Genomic DNA, 19,100 nt, shown 5'->3' with positions numbered 1-19,100 from the left:
GGCGGCTCAGGGCCCGCTCCACGTGTAGGTCACCTCGGGCCGCCCGCTCCCGCCGAGGCGCTGCCCGCGGTCGGCCCGGCCGGAGTCGGCGAGATACTGCAGGTATCGACGGGCGGTGACCCGGGAGACGTCGACCTCACCGCCGACCTCCGAGGCGGACAGCCCCTCCGGTCCGCCCGCGCGCAGCACACCGATCACCCGGTCGAGCACGCTGCCGACGAGCCCCTTGGGGGCGTTGTCGGTCGCCAGCACCGGCCGGCGCAGCTCGCGGAAGACCGAGTCGACGCCGGACTGGCTGGCGGCGTCCGCGGCCGCCAGCCCCTCCCGGTACCGGCGGTAGGCCTCGAGCCGGTCGCGCAGGTCGGCGAACGTGAAGGGCTTGAGCAGGTACCCGACCCCACCGAGCGAGACGGCGGCGCGCACCAGCTCGATCTCCCGGGCCGCCGTGATCGCCATGACGTCCGCCGGGTGCCCGCCGGCCCGCAGCGCCCGCGCGATGTCGAGGCCGTGACCGTCCGGCAGGTTGAGGTCGAGGAGCACGAGGTCCACCCGCGTCCCGGCCAGGAAGCGGAGCGCCTCCTGCGTCGTCGAGGCGGTGCCCGCCACGGCGAAGCCGGGGACGCGTCGTACGTACTCGCTGTGGCCGGTGACGGCGACGTCCTCGTCGTCGATGATCAGCACGCGGAGGTCATCCACGGTCGGCCCCCCTCGACGCCTGCCCGGGCGCCCGACCCGGCACCGGGACGCTGATCTCGAAGGTGGCGCCCGGCGGGTCGTGCACCACCATGCGGGCGCCGAGCGACCCGACCGTCTGCTGCACGAGCGACAGCCCGATACCGCGGGCGGCGTGCGGGCCCTCCTTCGTGCTCCAGCCCCGGTCGAACGCGTGCTCGGCGGCCTCGCCGGTCAGCCCCGGCCCGGTGTCGCCCACCGTGAGCAGCACCTCGCGCGGCGACGTCTGGATGTCGACCGCCACCCTGCGCTCGGCGGAGGGCGGGAGGGCGGCCGCCGCGTCGATCGCGTTGTCCACGAGGTTGCCCAGGACGGTGACCGCCTGCCGGGGTGGCAGCAGCCCCGCCGCCAGGTGGGCGTCCGGGTCCAGCTCCAGGGTGACGCCCCGATCGGCGGCCTGGGCCACCTTGCCGAGCAGCAGCGCGGCGACCGCGGGTTCCTCGATCGCGGCGTTGATCGCGTCGCGCTGGTGCTGCGTGGCCCGGAGCTCCTCGGTGGCCAGGCGCAGGGCCTCGTCGGTGCGGTCCAGCTCGATGAGCGTGATGACGGTGTGCAGCCGGTTCGACGCCTCGTGGGTCTGTGCCTGCAGCGCGTCGACGAGGCTCTGCACCGTGCCCAGCTGGCCGGTCAGCTCCTCCAGCTCGGTGCGGTCCCGCAGCGTCGTCAGTGTCGCGATCCGGTCGTCGTCGCGGGTGACCTCGGCCGAGGAGACCAGGAGGATCCGGCCCCCGTGGACCTGCGCCTCGTCGTGCCGGTCGGCACCGGTCAGCATGCCCGCCAGGTCCGAGGGGATGTCCAGCTCGTCGACCGGCCGTCCGACTGCCTGCTCGTCGAGCCCGAGCAGCCGCCGGGCCTCGTCGTTGGCGACCTGGACCCGCCCGTCGCGGTCGGTGATGATCAGTCCTTCGCGCACCGCGTGCAGCACGGCCTCGTGGTGGTCGTGCAGGCGGCGCAGCTCGACGGCGCCCAGCCCCAGCGTCCCCCGGCGCACCCGACGGGCCACGACCAGGGCCGCTCCCGCGGCCACCGTACCCGCGGCCAGGCCGGTCAGCAGCACCCGGGGCAGGACGTCGCGCAGGTTGTCCGCCACGCGGTCGCGGGTGATGCCGACCGCCACCAGGCCGATCACCTCGCCGTCGTGCAGTACCGGCACCACCGCGCGGGTCGAGGGTCCGAGCGTGCCGGTGTACTGCTCGAGGACGATCCCGCCGGCCCTGGCCCCGTCGATGTTCCCGATGAACTCCTCGCCCACCAGGTTCGCGGTGGGGTGGGTGTGCCGGGTGCCGTCGGGGTCCATGACGACGATGAAGTCGGTGGCCGTGCGCTCGAGCTCGCGCGCCACGACCTCCTCGAGCGCGGCGGCCGGGTCGGGGGAGGCCAGACCCTCCACCACGTCGTCGGTGGCGGCGATCGTCTCGGCCACCGTGGTGACCTTCGTGGCCGCGGTCGACTCGACGCCGCGCCGCGCATAGTCGTACGCGGACGCCAGCGACAGACCCATCATCACCGCCGCGACGACGCTGAGCACCACCAGCACCTCGGTGGCGACGCTGCGCGTCCTCGTGGACATAGTGAACACAAGCGTGCACCCCCCTGGACCTGGTCGGCAGCCTTGGCCGGCGTCGCACCGATGCGGCACCGAACAAGGAGGTCGGAATGATAGCCGTGCACACCGCGATCGCCATCGTGGCGATCATCCTGCTGATCATCAGGTTCACGGTCGATCCCGTCATCGCCCTCGTCCTCGGCAGCTTCTACCTCGGGCTGGCCACCGGGGTAGGGTTCGGCGGCACGGTGGGGGCGATCACCGGCGGGTTCGGCGAGATCATGGCCGACATCGGGCTGCTCATCGGCTTCGGCGTCCTCATGGGGTCGCTGCTCAACCGGATGGGCGCCTTCCGCAGCATGGTCGAAGCGCTCGTGCGGATCGTGCCCGCCAGACGCCTGCCGTACGCGCTCGGCGTCGCGCTCAGCACCATCGCCCCGTCGATCTACGTCGACGTCCAGGTGGTCCTCGCCGCACCCGTGGCCCGGTCGTCGGCCGGGCTCGTCGGCAGGCACGGACTCGCGCGGCTGGCCGGGGCCCTGGGCACCGGCATCTTCTGCGGCTACGTCTTCGTCGTCCCCGGGCTGGCAGCGGTCTCGGTGGTCTCCCTGCTCGGCGTCGAGATGGGGACCTACCTCATCTACGGCATCATCATCGGTCCCGCCACCGCGATCGGGACGATCTGGCTCTTCCACCGCATGCTGGGCGCCGGCTGGTGGCGGCCCGCGACCGACGAGGAGGAGTCCGAGGCGCTGCAGCAGCAGGAGGCCGCCGCCGAGGAGCAGGCCGACGGCGAACGGCGCCCCCCGCTGTGGCTGGCACTGTCGCCCATCGTCGTGCCGCTGCTGATGATCGCCTTCGGTGCCTTCGCCGGGCTGGCCGGGGTGGAGAACGCCGTCGTCAGCTTCATCGGTGACGCGACCGTCGCCCTGTTCGTGGGCCTGCTCGGGGCGTTCGTCATGAGCCGCGTGGTCGTGGGGACCGAGCGGACCAACGACGCCGTCGGCGACGGCCTGCGCACGAGCGGTGAGATCCTGCTCGTCACCGGCGTCGGCGGCTCGCTCGGGGCCGTCATCGAGGCCACCGGCCTGGCCGAGATCCTGGGCGGGCTGTTCTCCGTCGGGCAGGGCGTCACGGTGATCGTGAGCATCCTGCTGGCCTGGGTCGTCGCCGCCCTCATGCACCTGGCGATCGGGTCGGTGTCCGTCGCCGCCATCGCGGCGGCCGGCATCGTGGCCCCGGTGCTCGGCACCCTGGAGGTGCCCGCGGTGATCATCGGCCTGGCGATCGCGTCCGGCTCGCTGTTCGCGCTGCAGGTCAACAGCAACTTCTTCTGGCTGTTCAAGGCGCTGCTCGGCCTGTCGACGAAGGGCACCCTCAAGACGATGACGACGGTCACCTCGATCGCGTCGGTCGTGTCCCTCGTGGCGGTGCTCGGGGCGTCCCTCGTGCCCATCGGCTAGGCGGAGGGCTCCGGTGGTGGCGGCAACGGGTGGGCGCCCGCTGCCGCCGCGCCTGCGTCGGGCCTCCGGCGGGACGAGTGTCGCCCTCGGGGCGGACGCCTCTCCAGTCGGGGCGGCTGCCGCTTCTGCGCCGCCCGGGTCAGACGGTCGGGGAGGTGCCCGGCTCCGCGGGGACGTTCGCGGGGAACCCGGTCTCCCGGATGGCGGCGCGCAGGCGCTCGGCCGCGGCGTCCATCTCCTCGTCCGGGACGTCGGACCGCGCGACGGCGGGGTCGAGCACCGTCTCGTCCCAGGCCGGGTACACGTGCACGTGGAGGTGCGGGACCTCGAACCCGGCGACGACGATCATCGCCCGCGGCGCACCCGTCGCGGCCCGCTGGGCCGCGCCGATGCGGCGAGCGACGACGGCGAGGTGCGCGACGAGCTCCTCGTCGGCGTCGAGCACGTTGTCGACCTCCGCGCGCGGGACGACGAGCGCGTGCCCCTCGGTGTGGGGGCCGGTCGAGAGGAAAGCGACGCACAGGTCGTCGGACCAGACGAAGCGCCCGGGGATCTCGCCGGCGATGATGCGGGAGAAGATGGTGGCCATGCCGCCAGGCTAGGGCCTGGGCGGTGCCCGTGCTGCGGGCGACGGCGCGCAGGACCGCTGCACTATGGTGCGCCACGGGGACGGCGAAGGGATACGACGGGTGGACTCGACGCGGGACGCGGCCGGGGGCGACGCGCCCCCGGACACGGGCATGCGCCTGAGCAGCTCCACCTGGGAGGCGCTGCTGCGCGCCGAGGTCACCCTCATGCGCACCTTCGAGGCGTCCGGGGACTTCCAGCCGTTGTCGAAGACCGAGTACGACGTGCTGTTCATCCTCGCCACCGCGCCGGGCCGCAGCCTGCGCATGCGCGACCTCAACGAGCAGGTCCTCATGGCCCAGCCGAGCCTGAGCCGGATGGCCGACCGCCTGGCCGCCAAGGGCTACCTCCGGCGCACGCCCGCCGTCAACGACGCCCGGGGGACGAACCTCGTCCTCACCGAGGAGGGGCTCGAGATGCAGCGCGCCGTCGGGCGACGGCACGTGCGGACCATCCACGCCGAGATGTCCGTCCTCGACGAGGACGAGCAGCGCGAGCTCCGTCGTCTCCTGCGCAAGGTCCGGACCGAGGCGCGCCCGGCCGACCCGCGCTCTCGGCGATCAGGGCGGTGGTAACCTGCCCGACATGGCTTTCGTGCTGCTCCTTCCCGGGCCGCGCTGAGCAGTCCACCGCCCCACGCGGGCCGGTGACTCGGCGCGGCGGACCTCCCATGTCGGGAGGTTTTTTTCTGCCCGGAGGCGAGCACCCCACACCGGATGAGCTGAGGACCATGACGACCGAGACCACCGCCGCGCACCCCACCGACGACTCGACCCCGCCGCACCGCTACACGGCGGCCCTGGCCGGCGAGATCGAGCAGCGCTGGCAGGACCGCTGGGCGGCCGAGGGCACGTTCCACGCGCACAACCCGACCGGCCCGCTGGCCGGTCCGCGCGCCGACCGCCCGCGCTTCTACCTCCTCGACATGTTCCCCTACCCCTCGGGCAAGGGCCTGCACGTCGGGCACCCGCTGGGCTACATCGCGACCGACGTCGTGGGGCGGTTCCGGCGCATGCGCGGCGACAACGTCCTGCACACCCTCGGCTACGACGCGTTCGGCCTGCCCGCCGAGCAGTTCGCCGTGCAGACCGGGCAGCACCCCCGGGTCACCACCGAGGAGAACATCGCGACGATGCGCCGCCAGCTGCGGCGCCTGGGCCTGGGGCACGACGAGCGCCGATCGATCTCCACCACCGACCCGGAGTACGTGCGCTGGACGCAGTGGATCTTCACGCAGATCTTCAACTCCTGGTACGACCCGACCCACGTCCGGCCCGACGGCGGCACCGGTTCCGCCCGGCCGGTCGCCGACCTCGTCGCGCAGCTGGAGTCCGGCGAGCGCGAGGTGCCGGGCGGGCGCGCCTGGGCGGACCTCACCGACGTCGAGCGGGCCGAGGTCGTCGCCGGGTACCGGCTGGCCTACGTCTCCGAGCAGCCCGTCAACTGGTGCCCGGGCCTGGGCACGGTCCTGGCGAACGAGGAGGTCACGGCCGACGGCCGCTCCGAGCGCGGCAACTTCCCGGTCTTCACTCGCAACCTGCTGCAGTGGACGATGCGGATCACCGCGTACGGCGACCGCCTGCTCGAGGGCCTGGACCACATCGACTGGCCGGACAAGGTCAAGACGATGCAGCGCAACTGGATCGGGCGCTCCGAGGGCGCCAACGTGCGCTTCGACGTTCCCGGCCGCGGCGAGTTGGAGGTCTTCACGACCCGTCCGGACACGCTGTTCGGCGCGACGTTCATGGTTGTCTCGCCCGAGCACCCGATGCTCGACGGCGAGCTGCCGGCCGCCTGGCCCGCCGACGTCCCCGCGGTGTGGACGTCAGATGCGCCCGACCCGGCCTCCGCCGTCGGGCAGTACCGGGCCCAGGCCGCCGCGCGGACCGACGACGAGCGCACGGACGACGCGCGGACCAAGACCGGTGTCTTCACCGGCCTGTACGCGACGAACCCCGTCAACGGCGTCCGGGTGCCGGTGTTCACGGCCGACTACGTGCTCATGGGCTACGGGACGGGCGCGATCATGGCGGTCCCGGGCGGTGACCAGCGGGACTTCGAGTTCGCGACGGCCTACGAGCTGCCGGTGATCCACACCGTCGAGCCGCCGGCCGACCACGAGGGTGGCGCGTGGGCGGGAGACGGCCTGGTCACGGCGTCGGCGAACGAGGAGATCAGCCTCGACGGCATGACGGTCGAGGACGCGAAGGCGACGATCACCACCTGGCTGTCCGACAAGGGCCTGGGCGAGCAGGCGGTGACCTACCGGCTGCGCGACTGGCTGTTCTCCCGCCAGCGCTACTGGGGCGAGCCGTTCCCGGTCGTCTACGACGAGGACGGCGTCGCGCACACGCTGCCCGACGAGATGCTGCCCGTCGACCTGCCCGAGGTCGCGGACTACTCGCCGCGGACCTTCGCCCCCGACGACGTCGACTCCACGCCCGAGCCCCCGCTGGGGCGCGTGCCTGAGTGGGTGAACGTCCGCCTGGACCTGGGTGACGGGCGCGGCGAGCAGACCTACCGCCGGGACACCAACACGATGCCGCAGTGGGCGGGCTCGTGCTGGTACGAGCTGCGCTACCTGGACCCCACGAACTCCGAGAGGTTCGTCGACCCCGAGATCGAGGAGTACTGGCTGGGCCCGCGCACGCAGGGCGGGGTCGGTGGCACCGACCTGTACGTCGGTGGCGTGGAGCACGCGGTCCTGCACCTGCTGTACGCGCGGTTCTGGCACAAGGTCCTGTTCGACCTGGGCCACCTGTCGAGCTCGGAACCGTTCCACGAGCTGTTCAACCAGGGCTACATCCAGGCGTACGCGTACGTCGACTCCCGGGGTCAGCACGTCCCGGCCGACGAGGTCGAGGGCGACGAGACCGCCGGCTTCACCTGGCAGGGCCGGCCGGTCACCCAGGAGTACGGGAAGATGGGCAAGTCCCTGAAGAACGCGGTGACGCCCGACGAGATGTACGCGTCCTACGGCGCCGACACCTTCCGCCTGTACGAGATGTCGATGGGGCCGCTGGCCGACTCGCGCCCGTGGGACACCCGCGCGGTCGTCGGGTCGCTGCGCTTCCTCCAGCGGCTGTGGCGCAACGCGATCGACGAGACCACCGGGGAGGTCACCGTCACGGACGACGCGCCCGACGAGGAGACCGCCCGCCTCGTGGCCCGTACCGTCGCCGAGGTCACCGACGAGCTGGAGGGCATGCGGGTCAACACCGCCATCGCCCGGCTCATCGTCCTCAACAACCATCTGACGACCCTGGAGCGGGTGCCGCGCGCGGCGATCGAGCCGCTCGTGCTCATGCTCGCGCCGATGGCCCCCCACGTCGCCGAGGAGCTGTGGGAGCGTCTCGGGCACCCGGGGTCGCTGGCCTACGAGCCGTTCCCCGAGGCGGACCCCGACCTGCTGGTCGAGGAGACGGTGACCGCGATCGTGCAGGTCAAGGGCAAGGTGCGGGCGAAGCTCGAGGTGTCGGCGTCGATCGGCGAGGACGAGCTGCGTGAGCTGGCGCTGGCCGAACCGGCCGTGGTCAAGCACCTCGACGGCGCCGAGCCGCGGCGCGTCATCGTGCGCCCGCCGTCCCTGGTCAACGTCGTCCCGTAGCCGGACGGGCCCGTAGCCGGGCGGGCCCGTAGCCGGACGGGCCCGTAGCCGGACGGGCCTCCTGGACGGTCAGGTCTCCTGGTGGGACGGGCCTCCCGGTCGGCCGGGTCTCCTCGTGGGACGGGTCTCTGGGCCGGCCGGGTCTCCTGGCCGGGCAGGTGGTGCTCAGCGGCGCCGGTTGCCGAGGATCGAGCGGATGATCGACGTCCCGGCGGTGCGCGCCATCGAGGTGAGCACCGATTCGCGCTGCCGGGCACGCCGCTCGGCCTCGCGCTCCTCGCGGCGCCGGGCGGCCTCGAGCTCCTTCTCCATCTCCTCGAGGCGCTCGTCGTCGGCCTGCTGGCGCTCCGCCTCGATCCGCGCCTGCTCCTCGGCGAGCCGCTCGGCCTCGGCCTGGGCGGCCGCCGCACGGGCGGACGCCTCCATCCGAGCCGCGAGCAGCTCGGTGGCGGACTCCGGGTCGACCCGCTCGGCGTAGCGACCCGCCAGGGGAGAGGCCGCCAGGGCCGCGGTGGCGGCCTCGTCGTCCGCGGGTCCCATGACGGCGGCGGGGGCGAGGACCCGGGTGACGGCCACCGGCGTCGGCGCGCCGTCCTCGGCGAGCACCGTGACGACTGCCTCGCCGGTGCCGAGCGAGGTGAGGACCTCGGCGAGGTCGTAGGGCGACGTCGGGAAGGTCGTCACGGCCTCCTTGAGCGCGCGGGCGTCCTTGGGGGTGTGGGCCCGCAGCGCGTGCTGGACGCGGCCGCCGAGCTGGGCGAGCACGGCCTCGGGAACGTCGGTCGGCGACTGGGTGACGAAGACGATGCCGATGCCCTTGGAGCGGATGAGCCGGACCGTGCGGACGACCTGGGAGAGGAACTCCTTCGAGGCGTCGGCGAAGAGGAGGTGGGCCTCGTCGAAGAAGAACACGAGCCGGGGGCGGTCGGTGTCGCCGACCTCGGGGGAGGAGCCGAACAGGTCGGCGAGCAACCACATCACGAACGTGGAGAGCATGGCGGGGCGCTGGTGCAGGTCGGGCAGCCGGAGCACCGAGAGCACGCCGCGCCCGTCCGCCGCGGTGCGCAGGAGGTCGGCCGTGTCGAAGGCGGGCTCGCCGAAGAACTCCTCGCCGCCCTGGGCCGCGAGCGCGGAGACCTCACGCAGGATGACGCCGGCGGTCGAGGTGGCGATGCCGCCGATCCCGCGCAGCTCCTCCTTCCCGGCGTCCGACGTCAGGTGGTCGACGACCGAGCGCAGGTCTCCGAGGTCGACGAGCGCCAGTCCCTCGGTGTCGGCCCAGTGGACGATCAGCTGGAGGGCGGACTCCTGGGTGTCGTTGAGGCCGAGGACCTTGGCCAGCAGCAGCGGGCCGAAGTCCGAGACCGTGGTCCGGACGGGGACCGCGCCCGGTCCCTCGCCCACGCGGAGGAGCTCGACGGGGAATCCCGTACCCGCCCAGTCCTGGCCGAGCGGGTCGGTACGTTCGCGCAGCTTCTCGCCGCCCGTGCCCGGCTGGAGCAGGCCGGTGAGGTCGCCCTTGACGTCCGTGACGAGGGCCGGGACGCCCGCCGCGGAGAGGCCCTCGGCCATGAGCTGGAGGGTGCGAGTCTTGCCGGTTCCGGTGGCGCCGGCCACGAGCGCGTGCCGGTTGAGGGTCGCCAGCGGGAGGCCGACGCGGACGTCCGGGACCGGCGCGCCGTCCTCCAGGAGCACGCCCACGGGCAGGAGGGCACCCTCGGCCGCGTAGCCGTCGCGGATCTCGGCGGCGTGGGCGGAGAGCGCGGCCTGCGGGGCGGCGGTCTCGGTGACGTCAGCTTGGGTGTCGTCGGCCGGCGCGGCCGCGGCCTGCGTGGCGTCGGCCTGCGGGGCGTTGCCCGGCGTGGTGTCGGCCTGAGTGGTGGCGACGGGTCCGGCGTCGGCCTCGGTGACGGCGTCCTGCGTCGCGTTGCCCTGCGTCGTGCCGGCCGGCGTGCCGCCGGCCTCGCCCGCGAGGGCCGCCTCGAGGGCTGCTCGGGCGGCCGCCGCCCGTGCCTCCGCCGCCTCGGCCTCGGCCTGGGCCGCCTCTGCCCGTAGGCGCGCGATCTCGACCGACGCGCTGTCGTCCGTGGTGTCCGTCACGGGGACAGCGTAGAGCGCGTCGGCGGCGCGACACCCCATCGCGCGACGGCGAACCCCGGTCCACACCGATAGGTTCAGCGCCCGCATCCACAGCCGCGCGGTGCCCGGCCGACGTCGTACCGATCCGCTCCCTAGCGTCCCTGGCATGGACCCGGCGCGGAGCGAGGCGACCCGGCGGCTGCGCGACCTCACGCGCGTCGCCTACACCGCGGCGGCCGGTCATCTCGAGGTCGATCCCGAGGAGGGAGAGCGCCGGGCCGTGCGCGCCTGGCCCTCGCGCCGGGCGGTCGTGGCGGTGCTGGTGATCCTCGCGCTCGTCGTTGCTGCGCTCGGTGCTCGCCACCTGCTCTCCCGCCCGGGTCCGGGCGAGGAGCTCGCGGCCGGCGGGCACGAGGAGGCGACCGCGAGCTCACCGGCAGACGCGATTGGGAGTGACCCGGCGGGCGCCGGGGCCGACGCTGGGGTCGCCGCCGCGGACGAGGGCGCCGCCGATCCGGACCGCTCCGGCTCGGGCGTGCAGGACGACCCCGGAGCCCCCGACGCGGTGGGCGGCGACCCGTCGGCCCCTGGCGCGGACGGAATCGGGCACAACGCAGGACCGGTCGGCGGGTCCGGTGACGGAGCCGGAACCGACGTCGTGGTGCACGTCGCCGGCGCGGTGGCCCGACCGGGCGTCGTCTCCCTCGCTCCCGGTTCCAGGGTGGGTGATGCGGTCGACGCCGTGGGTGGCGCCCGAGCCGAGGCCGATCTCATGTCGGTCAACCTGGCCCGCCCGCTCGTGGACGGCGAGCAGGTGTACGTGCCCGTGGAGGGCGAGGAGCCGCGCGAGCCACCGGCCGGAGCGCAGGGCGCGCCGCCGGGAGCGGGGGACAGCTCGGGTGCCACGGGCGGGGACGCCACGGGCGGGGCTGGACCGGTCGGGGCGGCCGACGGCGCGCAGCCCATCGACCTCAACACGGCGGGGCCGGGCGAGCTGGAGACGTTGCCGGGGATCGGGCCGGCGCTCGCGGGCCGCATCGTCGCCCATCGGGAGCAGGTCGGCGCCTTCGTCTCCGTCGAGGAGCTGCAGGACGTCTCCGGGATCGGTCCCGTCCTCATGGACCAGCTGCGTGACCTCGTCACGGTCTGAGCACGCACGAGCCAGGCCGGCCGGCTCCTCTGCGCATCGTCTGACGGGCTCGTCGGGGTCGGGGGTGCACCGTACGGCTGACCCCGCCGGGAGCCGAGACATCGACCCTGCCGCGAGCCGAGACTTCGACCCTGCCGGGCACCGGCCGGCGGACCCGCACGACATCCGGCTGGTCCCGTTCGCACTGGCGACCTGGGCGGCCGTCGGTATCGGGCTCGGCGCGCCGACCTCCGTCGTGGCGACCGCCGGCCTTCTCTCGGGCACGGGAGCCCTGGTCGCCCTGCTGGTCGCGCTGCGGCTCCGGGGCTATCTGGCTGCCTCGTGGGTGCCACAGGTGGCGCTCGTGCTCGGCGGCCTCGCCACCGCCCTCGCGGTGGTCACGTTCCACCACGCGGACCGTGAGGCGCACCCGCTGACCTTGCTCGCTGCCGAGGGGTCGGAGGTCGTCGTCGAGGGCGTGGTGCTCGGTGACCCCGACACGGCAGGCCGGGGCCAGGAACGGTTCGTCCTCGACCTCCGCACGGTCGCGCCCGCGCGGGAGCCTGCGTCCGCCCGGGACCCCGCGCCCGCGGACGCCGGGGGCACGGTCCTCGTCCTCGCGCCGCCCGGCGAGCACCGGCTGCGGGTCGGCGCGACCGTCGAGGTCGTCGGCGACGCACGGCCCACCGGACGCGCGGAGGCAGAGGTCGCCCTGATCTTCGCCGACGACCCGGTGCGCGAGACCGCGCCGCCGACGGGCGCCCTGGGGGCCGTGGACGTGCTGCGGGAAGGACTGAGGGGCGCCACCGACACGCTCCCGCCGCAGGCGCGCGGCCTGGTGCCGGGCATCGCGCTCGGCGACGATCGCGCCCTGCCCGCCGACCTCGAGGACGCCGCACGGGTCACGGGGCTCACCCACCTCACGGCGGTCAGCGGAGCGCACGTCTCCCTCGTCCTGGCCGCGGTGCTCGGCATCGTCGGCCGTGGCCGCCCGCGGCTCGCCGCCCTGATCGGGCCCGCGGTCGTCGTCGCTCTCGTCGTCCTTGTCCGGCCCGAGCCGTCGGTGCTGCGTGCAGGAGCGACCGGGGGTGTCGTGCTGCTCGCCGGGCTGCTCGGCCGACCGGCGCGCGCACTTCCGGCGCTAGCGACCGCCGTGGTCGTCCTGCTCCTCGCCGACCCGGCCCTGGCCAGGTCCTACGGGCTCGTGCTCTCGGCCGGAGCGACGGCCGCGATCATCCTGCTCGCCCGACCGCTCGCCCGGCTGCTCTCGGCAGGGGTGCCACGGTGGCTCGCGCACGGGCTCGCGATCCCGGCGGCCGCGCAGCTCGCCTGCGCTCCGGTGCTCGCGCTCCTGGACCCACGGCTCGCGATGACGGCCGTGCCCGCCAACGTGCTCGCCGCCCCCGCCGTACCGGGCGCGACCGTCCTCGGGCTCGGGGCCGCACTGGTGTCGCCCCTGTCCGCCGATGCCGCGCACGCCCTCGCCACGGTCGCGTCCTGGCACACCGCGTGGATCGCCTGGGTGGCACTGACCCTGGCGGGCGCCCCGGCCGCGACGGTCCCGTGGCCGGGCGGCGCGCTCGGCGTCGTCCTGCTCGCCGCCTGCACGGTGCTCTGCTGCGTCGCCGTCGCGCGCACCGCCACGACGGGGGCGCGGGTACGGGCGCTCGTCGTCGTCATGGTCGCCCCGGGCATCGTCTCGGTCGCCCCGACCGCCCCGGGAGCGGGCTCGCCGCAGGGCTGGGTCGTCCGCCAGTGCGACGTCGGCCAGGCCTCGGCGCTGCTCGTCCGCACCGGGCAGGGATCCGCCGTCCTCGTCGACACCGGTGACGCCGACGGCTCGGCGGCGACGTGCGTGGCCGACGCCGAGGTCGACACGCTCGACGCCGTGGTCCTCACCCACGACCACGCCGACCACACCGCGGGCCTTCCGGCGGTGCTCGACGTGGCGGAGGTCGACGAGATCCTCGTGCCGGCCGTCGACGGCGCGAGCCCGTTGGCCGATGCCCTCGAGGCGGTAGCGGACTCGGGAGCCACGGCCCGGGTTCGCGAGGTCGGTACGGGGGCGGAGCTCGACTGGCGCGGCGTCACCGCCGAGGTGCTGCTGCCGCGGGTCGGGACGCGCGCCTCGCCGGACGACTCGTCCGCGGTCAACGAGTCGTCGATGGCGCTGCTCGTCGAGCTGCCGGCGGCACGGGCCGGTGGCGGTGGCGGTGGCGACACCGGTGAGCCGGACTCCCACGTTCGTCTCGTCGTCGCCGGTGACCTGGAGGAGGCGGGGCAGGGCAGGCTCGCCCGCGTGCTGGTCGAGCGTGCGCCGTCCGGCGTCGACATCGTCGTGGTCCCGCACCACGGCTCGGGCAACCTGGACCCCGCACTCGCCGAGGTCACGTCACCGGTGGTGGCGCTCGTGTCCTCCGGGGCGGACAACGACCATGGGCACCCCGCGCCGCGGGCCGTCGAGACCTGGTCCGCCGTCGGTGCACGCGTGGCGCGCACCGACGAGTGCGGCGACCTGTGGCTCGTCCCTGGGTCCGGGGGCTCGCTCACGCTCGTCGGGTGCGGGTGAGCGGCGCTGCGACCGGACCTGGCAGGTTTCCCCGTGACCGGGCAGGCCTCCCCGCGACCGGGGAGGACCGTTCCGATGCAGACGAATACGCTGGGCGGACCACCGACGACCGCGCGGGGCGCGGATCGCTCGTCCACCGACGGCGCCGAGGAGCAGCGATGACACGCATCCGTGCCGCAGCCCTCGCCGTCGTGGCGTGCCTCGTGATCGGAGTGCTCGCCCTCGGTGCCCACACCGGCGCGATCGGGTTCGGCCCGGACCGTCTCCTCCCGCCCGACGCCGGGGAGCACCTGCCGCCCGAGCCCACCGGCCCGCGTACCCCGAGCACCGACCTGCCCGAGGACGAGGACGACCCGGGCCCGTCCGACCGGCGCCCGGACCCGGGCGAGTTCGACCACGGCGACGGCGCGCCGGGCATCTTCACCGCAGCCCCCGGGGACTGTCTCATCAGCTCGGACGACACGCGGGTCGTCCCCTGCGACCACCCGCACCAGGCGGAGGTCTACTACACGTTCACCGTGGAGGAGACCGAGTTCCCGCACGACGGCTTCGACACCGAGGCGTGCCTCGAGAGGTTCGGCGCCTACGTCGGAACGACCCCCGAGGCGTCCGGGTACGGGCTCAGCTGGCTCGTCCCCAGCCCGACGACCTGGGAGGACGCCGGTGACCGCGAGGTGATCTGCCTGCTCACCTCGAGCGAGCCGACGACGGGTTCGGCCTTCCGCTCGGCCGAGCTCGTCGCCTGAGCCCGACGGACACGGGAGGCCCCCGGCGGACCCGGGGAGATCTCTCGGGGGGAGCACTTCCCATCGGATGTGGTGCGGTGGTGGGTGCCTGCGGGTCTAACGTCTTCCCTCAGCACCGCCCCCCGGTGCGGTGAGCATGATGTTCACCCGGACTCTTGGAGGTTCCTATGCAGCGCACGACCACGACCGCACGACGCAAGATGGCCCTGGTGGCGTCCCTGCCGTTCCTCGCACTCGGCCTCGCGGCCTGTGGGGACGACGAGCCCGTCGCCCCGCCCGAGCAGGAGTCGGAGCCGTCGACGCCGGACGGCGGCGGCACCGATGGTGACACCGGTGGTGACACCGGTGGCGACACGGAGGGTGAGTCCGACGGCGGCGACACCGGTGGCGACACCGAGGGCGGGTCGGACGGCGCCGGCACCGGTGGCGACACCGAGGGCGGGTCGGAGGACGACGAGAGCGAGGGGACCGACGGTGGCGACACCGGCGCGTCCGCCGACCTGTCCGAGTTCGACAACGGCGAGGGCGCACCCGGGGTGTTCACCGCGAACCCGGGCGAGTGCCTCGACAGCGTGGCGACCGACGAGATCATCAGCTGCGACGAGGAGCACGACCTCGAGGTGTTCTACACCTACAACATCGAGGCCGACGAGTTCCCGGGCGAGGACGTCGTCAGCGAGGAGGCGCAGGCCACCTGCGAGGAGAACTTCGAGGCCTACGTGGGCAGCGCCCCCGAGGACTCCGAGTACGCGATGTTCGCCCTGAGCCCTTCGCAGACCACCTGGGACCAGGCCGGCGACACCGAGGTCATCTGCATGCTCGAGTCCGCCGAGCTCACCACCGGCTCCGGCTACCAGAGCAACGGCTGATCGTCTCGTCGGGACCGTCGTGGTCCCGACGGCTCTGGCCCTGGCCAGGTCCTGAGCACCTGAACCTTCCGGGGGCCGGCGCACAGCGCCGGCCCCCGGTCGCGTGCGCCTGGCCGGGCACGTCCGTCGCGACGGGCACCTCCGTCGCGACGGGCACCTCCGTCGCGTTCGGCCGGTCGCGTGCGTCGCGTCGGTCGCGTCGGGCACCTCGGTGGTGCGGGCGCCTCGAGCGCGTCGGTCGCGTCGGGCACTTCGGTCGTGCGGGCGGCCCGGGTGCGTACCCTGTGGGGCCGATGCCGGGCCGACCGGCGGACGAGAGGAACGACGCATGCCTGCACGACCACCGTACGGAGACCGCACGACCGGCCGACGCCTCGCCGTCGTCGCGATCGCGGGGCTGCTCGTCGCGGCGTGCGGACGCGGCACGGACGACGGCGCGCCGGGGGCGGGCGGCGACGCGGAGGACATCACGATCGCGCCCGTCGAGCCGGAGGCCCCGACCGAGGAGGCAACCACGCAGTCCGGCGGCGAGGACGAGACGGGGATGCCGACCCGGGTGCCGGAGCTCTCGCTCGAGGACTTCGACATGGGCGACCCCGTCACGGGTGCGGACGGAGTGTTCACCGCCGACCCCGGCCAGTGCCTGACGGCGCCCGAGCCCGGCTCGCCGATCTCCTGCGACGGCGCCCACCGCGCCGAGGTCTTCTACACCTTCAACCTGCCCAGCGGCGACTACCCGGGCGACGACGTCGTCGACTCCGAGGCCACCAGCCAGTGCGACTCCCAGCTCGCGGCCTACCTCGGTGGCGAGGACAGCGAGGGGACGTACTCCGTCGCGGCACTCACGCCGTCGCGCGCGACCTGGGAGGACGACGACGACACCGAGGTCCTGTGCCTGCTCACCACCGAGAACGACGTCCAGGGCTCGGCCTTCCAGTCGGAGCGCTGACCGCGGGCACCTCCGCCGCGGCCGACCCGGTACCCGGATCCGCCGGGCCGGTGGACGACGCGGGCCCGAGGTGGGCGCGCCGTGGCACTGTGGACCCGTGCCTGCCCGCCGCTCCGCGAACCTGACCTGGGAGACCGTCCAGCCGGCCCCGGTCGTCCTCGTGCGCGGGCCCGAGGCGGTCCTGGCCGAGCGCGCCGAGCGGGCCGTGATCGACCAGGTCCGCGCGAGCGACCCCGACGTCGAGATCACCCGCATCGACGCCGCGGCCTACGAGAAGGGCCGGCTCCTGCTCCTCACGAGCGCCTCGCTGTTCGGCGAGCCACGGCTCGTGCACGTCGAGCACCTCGAGGCGATGACCGACGCGCTGCTCGAGGAGGCGCTCGCCTACCTCGAGGACCCGGCCCCCGACGTGGTGCTGCTCATGCGCCACCACACCGGCACGCGGGGGAAGAAGCTGCTCGACGCCGTGGCCGCGGCCGGGCACCCGGTCGTCCGGTGCGAGGCCCTGAAGCGGGACTCGGACAAGGCCGACCTCGTCCGGGCCGACGTGCGTCGCGCACGGGGGCGCATCGAGCCGGGGGCCGTGAAGGACCTCGTGGACGCGCTCGGTTCCGACGTCGCGGAGCTCGTCTCCTCGGTGGCCCAGCTCCTCGCCGACTCGGGCGGCGACATCACCGCCGAGCAGGTGCGGCGGTTCCACGCGGGACGGGTGGAGGCGACCGGTTTCGAGGTCGCCGACGCCGCCGTGGCCGGCCGCCTCGGGCCCGCCATCGCGCTGCTGCGGCACGCCGTCGCCACGGGGACGGGGCCCGTGCCCGTCGTCGCGGCGCTCGCGTCGAAGCTGCGGACGATGGCGATCGTCTCGGCGTCGAGGGGTGGTGGTGCTCCCAAGGGGCTCGCGCCCTGGCAGGCCGACCGTGCGCGGCGCGACCTCGCGGGATGGACGCCGCACGGCCTGGCCGCGGCGATCAGCGCGGTCGCCGCCGCGGACGCCGAGGTCAAGGGCCTCTCGCGCGACCCGGTGTTCGCCACCGAGCGGGCGGTGCGCAGGATCGCCGAGGCGCGCAGCCGCTGACCGTCCTCAGGCGCTGACCGTCCGTAGGCGCTGCGGCGCACCCCACGGTCGTCGCGGAGTAGGTTGTCGGGGTTCCGGGACCGATCGATCCCGGGGGAAGGGACACTCGATGGTCGACCCCACGGGGGCCGGGCCCAGACGCGGCGAGTCCGACGGGCGACGCCCCGCGCAGACACGCTCGGAGCGCCTCGACGGCCTGCCGTTCACCCGACGGCACACGCGGCTCCTCACCGGGTCCGGCATCGGCTGGGCGCTCGACGCGATGGACGTCGGCATGATCTCGTTCGTCATCGCCGCGCTCGCGCGCGAGTGGCACCTCAGCGACGGCGAGATCAGCCTCGCGCTGTCGATGGGCTTCGCCGGCATGGCGATCGGGGCGTCCTTCGGCGGTCTCCTCGCCGACAAGATCGGCCGGCGCACCGTGTTCGCGCTCACGCTGCTCGTCTACGGGCTCGCCACGGGAGCCTCGGCGCTGGTGAGCTCGCTGGCGCTGTTCGTCGTGCTGCGGTTCGTGGTCGGGCTCGGCCTCGGCTCGGAGCTCCCCGTCGCCTCGACGCTCGTCTCCGAGTACTCGCCGGCCCGGATCCGCGGCCGGGTCATCGTGGTCCTCGAGGCGTTCTGGGCCGTCGGCTGGCTGCTCGCCGCGCTCATCGGCTACTTCATCGTTGCCGAGTACGACTCCGGCTGGCGGTGGGCGCTCGCGATCGGCGCCGTCCCCGCCGTGTACGCGCTGTACGTCCGCGCCAGGATCCCCGAGTCCGTGCGCTTCCTCGAGGCCCGTGGCCGTGACGCCGAGGCGGAGGCCGCGGTCCGGCAGTTCGAGGACTCGCCGCCGATGAACATGGGCCGGGGGCGGGCGCGGGCGTCGGCGGCGATCCTCGAGCCGGAACCCGCGCCCGAGGACGAGCACCTGCGTCCGGGCGTCGCCTCGCTCTTCGCGGGGCGCCTGCGGCGGCGCACGATCGGCCTGTGGATGGCGTGGTTCTTCCTCAACTTCGCCTACTACGGCGCGTTCACCTGGCTGCCGACGATCCTCAGCGCCGACGGCGGCTCACTGACCAGGTCCTTCGGCTACGTCGTCATCATCACGCTCGCGCAGCTGCCCGGCTACGCGGCTGCAGCGATCCTCATCGAGACCTGGGGGCGGCGCGCGACGCTCGCCTCGTTCCTCGTGGGCTCCGGACTGGCCGCCGGGCTCTTCTCGCTGGCCGAGGACCCGTGGCAGATCATCGCGGCGGGCTGCCTGCTGTCGTTCTTCTGCCTCGGTGCGTGGGGCGCGCTGTACGCGGTCACGCCCGAGATGTACCCGACCGTCGTGCGGGGCTCGGGTGCGGGCTGGGCCGCCGGGTTCGGACGCCTCGCGTCGATCGCTGCCCCGTTCGCGGTCCCCTTCTTCCTGCGAGCCGGCGGTGCGGCCCTGGCGTTCACGGTGTTCGCCGTCGCGTTCGCGCTCGCCGCGGTCGGTGCCCTGCTGCTGGCGGAGAAGCGGGGTCAGGCGCTCGAGTGACGGGACGGGACGCGCCGGGTGAGCCGGCGAGAGGAGACGGGCCGACGGGACGGGACGCGCCGGCGGGACCGCGCCGCCGGATCTGGCCGACGGGGCGGGACAGACCGGTGGGGCCGCGCCGCCGGAACTGGCCGGCGGGGCAGGACTCCCCGGGAAAAGACTCGTCCGTTCACCGGACGGACACCAGGATCGGGCGTGTGCG

Annotated in this window: 14 protein-coding genes; 10 read left to right on the top strand and 4 right to left on the bottom strand. The window is 74.3% G+C overall.

Annotated elements, in window-relative coordinates:
• Window positions 1–6: 6 nt before the first annotated feature.
• Both ACPYO4_RS10120 and ACPYO4_RS10115 read right to left on the bottom strand, forming a co-directional pair.
• Window positions 7–696 carry a response regulator gene (locus tag ACPYO4_RS10120; protein WP_425709108.1) on the bottom strand — a complete coding sequence of 230 codons (690 nt, stop codon included), beginning with the start codon at window positions 694–696 and terminating at the stop codon, window positions 7–9.
• Window positions 689–2,302 (bottom strand): ATP-binding protein, encoded by a 1,614-nt coding sequence (locus tag ACPYO4_RS10115; protein WP_425709107.1) that lies wholly within the window; start codon window positions 2,300–2,302, stop codon window positions 689–691. Before ACPYO4_RS10115 ends, ACPYO4_RS10120 begins: the two co-directional genes overlap by 8 nt.
• Window positions 2,303–2,388: 86 nt before the next feature.
• On the opposite strand from ACPYO4_RS10115, the gene ACPYO4_RS10110 reads away from it, so the two are divergent.
• On the top strand, window positions 2,389–3,741 hold the full coding sequence (locus ACPYO4_RS10110; RefSeq protein WP_425709106.1) for a GntP family permease: 1,353 nt from the start codon (window positions 2,389–2,391) through the stop codon (window positions 3,739–3,741).
• 139 nt (window positions 3,742–3,880) lie between these two features.
• On the opposite strand, the gene ACPYO4_RS10105 is transcribed toward ACPYO4_RS10110, so the two are convergent.
• Entirely contained in the window at window positions 3,881–4,330 is a 450-nt protein-coding gene (locus tag ACPYO4_RS10105) for an HIT family protein (protein WP_425709105.1), read from the bottom strand.
• Window positions 4,331–4,430: 100 nt separating this feature from the next.
• Between ACPYO4_RS10105 and ACPYO4_RS10100 the strand changes: the two genes are divergently transcribed.
• Together ACPYO4_RS10100 and leuS are read left to right on the top strand one after the other, a co-directional pair.
• Window positions 4,431–4,943, top strand: coding sequence for a MarR family winged helix-turn-helix transcriptional regulator (locus ACPYO4_RS10100; RefSeq protein WP_425709104.1), 513 nt, complete (start codon window positions 4,431–4,433; stop codon window positions 4,941–4,943).
• Between the two features lie 155 nt (window positions 4,944–5,098).
• On the top strand, window positions 5,099–7,975 hold the full coding sequence (leuS, locus tag ACPYO4_RS10095; protein WP_425709103.1) for a leucine--tRNA ligase: 2,877 nt from the start codon (window positions 5,099–5,101) through the stop codon (window positions 7,973–7,975).
• A gap of 165 nt (window positions 7,976–8,140) precedes the next feature.
• On the opposite strand, the gene ACPYO4_RS10090 is transcribed toward leuS, so the two are convergent.
• Entirely contained in the window at window positions 8,141–10,075 is a 1,935-nt protein-coding gene (locus ACPYO4_RS10090) for a helicase HerA-like domain-containing protein (RefSeq protein WP_425709102.1), read from the bottom strand.
• 145 nt (window positions 10,076–10,220) lie between these two features.
• On the opposite strand from ACPYO4_RS10090, the gene ACPYO4_RS10085 reads away from it, so the two are divergent.
• The 7 genes from ACPYO4_RS10085 to ACPYO4_RS10055 all read left to right on the top strand — a co-directional run bounded on the left by ACPYO4_RS10085 (window position 10,221) and on the right by ACPYO4_RS10055 (window position 18,898).
• Entirely contained in the window at window positions 10,221–11,204 is a 984-nt protein-coding gene (locus ACPYO4_RS10085) for a ComEA family DNA-binding protein (protein ID WP_425709101.1), read from the top strand.
• Between the two features lie 64 nt (window positions 11,205–11,268).
• On the top strand, window positions 11,269–13,752 hold the full coding sequence (locus ACPYO4_RS10080) for a ComEC/Rec2 family competence protein (RefSeq protein WP_425709100.1): 2,484 nt from the start codon (window positions 11,269–11,271) through the stop codon (window positions 13,750–13,752).
• Window positions 13,753–13,910: 158 nt separating this feature from the next.
• Entirely contained in the window at window positions 13,911–14,498 is a 588-nt protein-coding gene (locus tag ACPYO4_RS10075) for a septum formation family protein (RefSeq protein WP_425709099.1), read from the top strand.
• 167 nt (window positions 14,499–14,665) lie between these two features.
• Complete coding sequence (locus ACPYO4_RS10070) at window positions 14,666–15,367, top strand: septum formation family protein (RefSeq protein WP_425709098.1); 702 nt, start codon at window positions 14,666–14,668, stop codon at window positions 15,365–15,367.
• 328 nt (window positions 15,368–15,695) lie between these two features.
• Window positions 15,696–16,316, top strand: coding sequence for a septum formation family protein (locus ACPYO4_RS10065; protein WP_425709097.1), 621 nt, complete (start codon window positions 15,696–15,698; stop codon window positions 16,314–16,316).
• A 97-nt stretch (window positions 16,317–16,413) separates the two neighbouring features.
• Window positions 16,414–17,391: a DNA polymerase III subunit delta gene (holA, locus tag ACPYO4_RS10060; protein WP_425709096.1), complete on the top strand. Its 978-nt coding sequence runs from the start codon at window positions 16,414–16,416 to the stop codon at window positions 17,389–17,391.
• Between the two features lie 109 nt (window positions 17,392–17,500).
• The gene (locus ACPYO4_RS10055) at window positions 17,501–18,898 is read left to right on the top strand and encodes an MFS transporter (RefSeq protein WP_425709095.1); all 1,398 of its coding nucleotides are present in this window, start codon (window positions 17,501–17,503) and stop codon (window positions 18,896–18,898) included.
• The last annotated feature ends 202 nt before the right edge of the window (window positions 18,899–19,100 follow it).

The organism is Georgenia sp. Z1491 (genome assembly GCF_049856175.1).
In the GTDB taxonomy this organism is placed as follows: Bacteria; Actinomycetota; Actinomycetes; order Actinomycetales; family Actinomycetaceae; genus JB111.
The sequence above is the reverse complement of the archived record's forward strand: the minus strand, read 5'-3'. Positions and strand labels throughout refer to the sequence as shown.

Coding starts and splice junctions, on each gene's coding strand:
- ACPYO4_RS10105 (WP_425709105.1), bottom strand. CDS start 4,330: ATGGCCACCATCTTCTCCCGCATCATCGCCGGCGAGATCCCCGGGCGC.
- ACPYO4_RS10115 (WP_425709107.1), bottom strand. CDS start 2,302: ATGTCCACGAGGACGCGCAGCGTCGCCACCGAGGTGCTGGTGGTGCTC.
- ACPYO4_RS10065 (WP_425709097.1), top strand. CDS start 15,696: ATGCCTGCACGACCACCGTACGGAGACCGCACGACCGGCCGACGCCTC.
- ACPYO4_RS10075 (WP_425709099.1), top strand. CDS start 13,911: ATGACACGCATCCGTGCCGCAGCCCTCGCCGTCGTGGCGTGCCTCGTG.
- ACPYO4_RS10110 (WP_425709106.1), top strand. CDS start 2,389: ATGATAGCCGTGCACACCGCGATCGCCATCGTGGCGATCATCCTGCTG.
- ACPYO4_RS10070 (WP_425709098.1), top strand. CDS start 14,666: ATGCAGCGCACGACCACGACCGCACGACGCAAGATGGCCCTGGTGGCG.
- leuS (WP_425709103.1), top strand. CDS start 5,099: ATGACGACCGAGACCACCGCCGCGCACCCCACCGACGACTCGACCCCG.
- ACPYO4_RS10055 (WP_425709095.1), top strand. CDS start 17,501: ATGGTCGACCCCACGGGGGCCGGGCCCAGACGCGGCGAGTCCGACGGG.
- ACPYO4_RS10085 (WP_425709101.1), top strand. CDS start 10,221: ATGGACCCGGCGCGGAGCGAGGCGACCCGGCGGCTGCGCGACCTCACG.